This window comes from Rhodoferax sp., from assembly GCF_028689305.1.
Classification (GTDB): Bacteria; Pseudomonadota; Gammaproteobacteria; order Burkholderiales; family Burkholderiaceae_C; genus Rhodoferax.
In genome coordinates this window covers 1-4,211 of record NZ_JAQTWM010000057.1, presented here as the reverse complement: position 1 = coordinate 4,211, position 4,211 = coordinate 1, and the positions used below count along the sequence as shown (strand labels likewise).

4 protein-coding genes are annotated in these 4,211 nt (G+C 56.5%); 1 reads left to right on the top strand and 3 read right to left on the bottom strand.

Annotated elements, in window-relative coordinates; translation table 11 throughout:
- The 3 genes from rapZ to PHW99_RS12095 form a co-directional block, all read right to left on the bottom strand.
- On the bottom strand, positions 1–713 hold a 713-nt coding region (rapZ, locus tag PHW99_RS12105), incomplete at its 3' end, for an RNase adapter RapZ (RefSeq protein WP_300177645.1).
- Position 714: 1 nt separating this feature from the next.
- Positions 715–2,367: a DNA repair protein RecN gene (recN, locus tag PHW99_RS12100; RefSeq protein WP_300177642.1), complete on the bottom strand. Its 1,653-nt coding sequence runs from the start codon at positions 2,365–2,367 to the stop codon at positions 715–717.
- On the bottom strand, positions 2,364–3,266 hold the full coding sequence (locus PHW99_RS12095) for an NAD kinase (RefSeq protein WP_300177639.1): 903 nt from the start codon (positions 3,264–3,266) through the stop codon (positions 2,364–2,366). The genes recN and PHW99_RS12095 overlap by 4 nt, the downstream gene beginning before the upstream one ends.
- A 28-nt stretch (positions 3,267–3,294) precedes the next feature.
- On the opposite strand from PHW99_RS12095, the gene hrcA reads away from it, so the two are divergent.
- A partial coding sequence (hrcA, locus tag PHW99_RS12090; RefSeq protein WP_300177636.1) for a heat-inducible transcriptional repressor HrcA occupies positions 3,295–4,211 on the top strand: 917 nt, incomplete at its 3' end.

The window sequence follows — 4,211 nt, the reverse complement described above, 5'->3', positions numbered from 1 at the left end:
CGGATATGGCCAAGCATGCGGTCCACTTCGGGCTGCTGCTTCAGGAAGTCGACGACAGGCAGGTCCTGGCCGGTCAATGCGCTGAGCTCGGGTTCGTAATGGGGATTGGGCAACATGCGTACATCAAAAACGTAGTCAGCATCGCTGGGAATACCGCGTTTATATGAAAACGATTTGAAGACCAGTGTCAATTGTTCTCCTGGGGTTTCGATAAATTTTTTGACGTAGCTCTGCAGCTGGGTTGGCCGAATGACGCTGGAGTCAATCACATGGGCCTGCATTCGCAGGTCACTGAGCAGATCACGCTCCAGTTCAATGGCTTCGGCCAATGCATGGCGTTGATCCTGCCCTGTGTTCAACGGACCGCCTCGTGACAACGGGTGACGTCTCCGGGTTTCAGAAAAGCGGCGGATCAGTGTTTCTGTGGTGGCATCCAAAAAAATCGAGTCCACCTGATAACCCTGAGTTTTCAGCCGTTGCAGTTGTGTTGGCACCAAGGGAAGCGAGCCGGCACTGCGCACGTCCATGGCGATGGCCAAACGGCCAGCGTGATTGGAGCGTTCCAGTTCGACCAGAGGCATCAGCAGTTCGGGAGGCAAGTTGTCAACACAATAGAAACCAAGGTCTTCCAGCGCGTGGAGCGCCACGGATTTGCCTGAGCCGGACATACCGGTGATGAGAACGATATGCACGTCGTGCTTGACTTGGCTCATGTCATACCCCCTGTACTTGTAGCATGTCACGGGCGTGTGTCCGTGTGCTGGGTAGGATACGTTCACCGCCAAGCATGCGTGCCAATTCGGTGACCCGCTCCTCGCCAAGAACCGGTGTGACTGAGCTGACGGTGGATGTGCCTGTGAGCTGCTTGCTGACCACCAGATGGTGATCGGCACAGGCTGCCACCTGTGGCAAATGGGTCACGGCCAGCACTTGACGGTCGGCACCAAGCTGACACATGAGGCGACCTACGGTTTCTGCGACGGCGCCGCCCACGCCCGAATCAACTTCATCAAAAATGAGGGTCTGGGCTGTGCCCAGCTGGCTGGTGGTCACGGCTATGGCCAGAGCCAGACGGGACAACTCCCCACCTGATGCCACCTTGTTGACGGGACGAGGTGTGCTGCCAGCATGTCCTGCCACCAAAAAAACAACGTCTTCCAACCCGGTCTGTTGAGGTTGGTCGGTTGGATGAACCTGTACCTCGAACAGACCGCCTTGCATACCCAGCCCCTGCATGGCTTGAGTGATGGTTTTGGCCAATTGGGGCGCTGCTTTCTTGCGGGCACGTGTGAGTTGGGTGGCCTCACGCAGATACGCCTGCCAGGCAGATTCCAGTTCCTGTTCGAGCGAGGCCAGATCAGATGCTGCATCAAGCGTTGCCAACTGTTGTTTCCAGTCAGACACGAGTTCGCAAAGCTCCTCGGGGCCACGCTTAAAGCGGCGCGAGAGTGACAGCCATAGACCGATGCGTTCATCTAGCTCCTTGAGCCGATCCGGGTCCAATTCGGTTTTGCGCTGGTAGACGCGCAAGGAATGTACGACATCTTCCAATTGTGCAAGACTGGAACTCAAAACCTCGTTCAGCCCAGAAAAAATGGGCTCAATGTGCTCTTGTTTTTGTAGCGATTCGGAGACATTGCCAATTTGGCTGCAGACGGAACCTTCGTTCTCATCCAGCATCAACAGGGCTTCCTGACAAGCTTCCAGCAGGGCCTGAGCGTGGGACAGTCGAGCGTGTTCGGCGTTGAGGACGGGCCACTCGTCCGGTGTCGGCGAGAGTTTTGCCAGCTCACCCAATTGCCAAGTTAGCCGTTCGCGTTCGTTCAACAAGGAGTTTTGCGAGGCGCGCGCCCGGGTCAGGCTGTCCTGTGCGGCACGCCACAGATGCCAGTGTGCCGAAACTGCATTGGTGGACACCTTGGCGTAGGCATCCAGCAAACCACGCACTGCGTCAGGGCGGGTCAGGCTCTGCCATGCATGCTGACCGTGAATATCCAGCAGTCGTTCACCCAGCGCGCGCAATTGGGTGGCGGTGGCCGGGCTGCCGTTGATCCAGGCGCGGCTCTTTCCCTGCGTGTCTACCGTGCGACGCAAAAGCAGCACGGCATCCACTTCAAAACCGGCTTCTTCGAGCCACGCCGAAATGACCGGGGTGGTTTCAAACTCTGCGCTGACGTCAGTGCGGGAGGCACCTTCCCGAATCAGGTTGACATCGGCCCGCCCGCCGGTGACCAGTTGCAAGGCGTCAATCAAAATGGATTTGCCAGCGCCAGTTTCCCCTGTCAAGACGGTGAACCCATTGGTGAGCTCAAGATCCAGCTCACTGACGATGACAAAGTCACGCAAAACGATGCGTTTGAGGCTCACGTTGATGTCACTCCTTCATTCCAGTGCAGCTTTCCTCGCAATGTGTCAAAGTAGGACCAACCTTTGGGATGCAAAAAACGCACATGGTGGTTGGACCGGGTGACTTCGATGCGGTCACCGTGCATCAGCGACGCCAGCGACTGCATATCGAAACTTGCACTGGCGTCACGGCCGGCTACCAATTCAATCGCGATATGCGAGGTGTTTGCCAGGACAATGGGACGATTTGACAAGGTATGCGGAGCAATGGGCACCATCACCCAGCCTGGGATGGACGGATGCAGTAGCGGCCCCCCCGAGGACAAGGCATAGGCGGTAGAGCCGGTAGGTGTCGCAATGATCAGGCCGTCGGCCCGTTGGTTGGCCACAAAGTGCCCATCCACTTCCACACGCAACTCCACCATGCCAGAGGTGGCACCGCGGTTGACGACAACGTCGTTCATGGCCATGGCCTTGTAGACACAGTGACCGTCGCGCATCACATTGGCGTTCATCAGACTACGGTGATCCTCCACGTATTCACCTTGCAGCATTTTGCTTAGACTGGCGGCAAAATTATCATAAGGAATGTCGGTGATAAAGCCCAGCCGGCCCTGATTGACGCCAATCAGGGGCACACCATAGGCTGCCAGTTGCCTGCCGATGCCCAACATGGTGCCATCACCTCCCACCACCAAACCCAGATCACATTGCTCGCCAATCTGTGCCACAGTCAATTGAGGGTAGCCAGTAAGGTCCATGTTGAGCGCAGTGTCCTGTTCAAGAACAACGTCACACCCCTGGTCGTGCAGAAAATGGGCGATGGCTTCCAAAGCCTCGCGTGAGCTGGTAACGGATGCACCGCTGGCGACAGTCTGGTACTTGCCGATCAATGCAACGAGCTGGAATTTGGACTTCATCCTTAAATTACATCACTAAAATGAAACCATGCTCGATGATCGTGCCAAGTTACTGCTCAAAGCGCTGGTGGAGCGTTATATCGCTGATGGCCAGCCGGTAGGGTCTCGGACCTTGTCCAAGGCGTCAGGTCTTGAGCTGTCTCCGGCCACCATCCGTAATGTGATGTCTGATCTGGAGGAATTGGGGCTGATTGCCAGTCCTCACACGTCAGCGGGCCGGGTGCCGACTGCCCGGGGTTATCGGCTGTTTGTAGACACCATGCTGACAGTGCAGCGCGGTCGTTTGAGTGGCCACAGTCTGGCACCTGATCAGCCGCAAAAAGTGATCTCCAATGCGGCTAATTTGCTGTCGAATCTGTCCCAGTTTGTTGGTGTGGTGGTGGCGCCACGTCGCAACAGCGTTTTCAGGCATATCGAGTTTTTAAGGTTATCGGAAAGGCGCTTGCTGGTCATCATCGTGTCACCTGAGGGCGATGTGCAAAACCGGGTGATCTTCACGGAAGTGGATTACGCTCAGCAGCAGCTTGTCGAAGCGGCCAACTACCTGAACGCCAACTACGTTGGCCTGGATATTGAGCAGGTGCGGGAGCGGTTGAAAAACGAGGTGGAGTCCTTGCGAGCCGAGATTGCCAGTCTGATGAATGCGGCGGTGACTGCCAACTCGGAGGTTCTGGCCGAGTCGCGTGATGAAGTGATTATTTCCGGTGAAAAGAATTTGTTGTCGGTCAGCGATTTTGCGCATGACATGAGTCACTTGCGGCGGGCCTTCGATCTGTTCGAACAAAAGGCGCAGTTGATGCGTTTGCTGGATGTGGCGGGACGGGCAGAGGGGGTACGCATTTTCATTGGTGGTGAAAGCCAGGTGGTCCCTTTTGAGGACCTGTCGATCGTCAGTGCGCCGTATGAAGTGGACGGCCAAGTGGTGGGAACCCTGGGGGTGGTCGG

Excerpts from the sequence above, each read along its gene's own strand:
- PHW99_RS12095 (WP_300177639.1), bottom strand. The coding sequence starts at position 3,266 with ATGAAGTCCAAATTCCAGCTCGTTGCATTGATCGGCAAGTACCAGACT.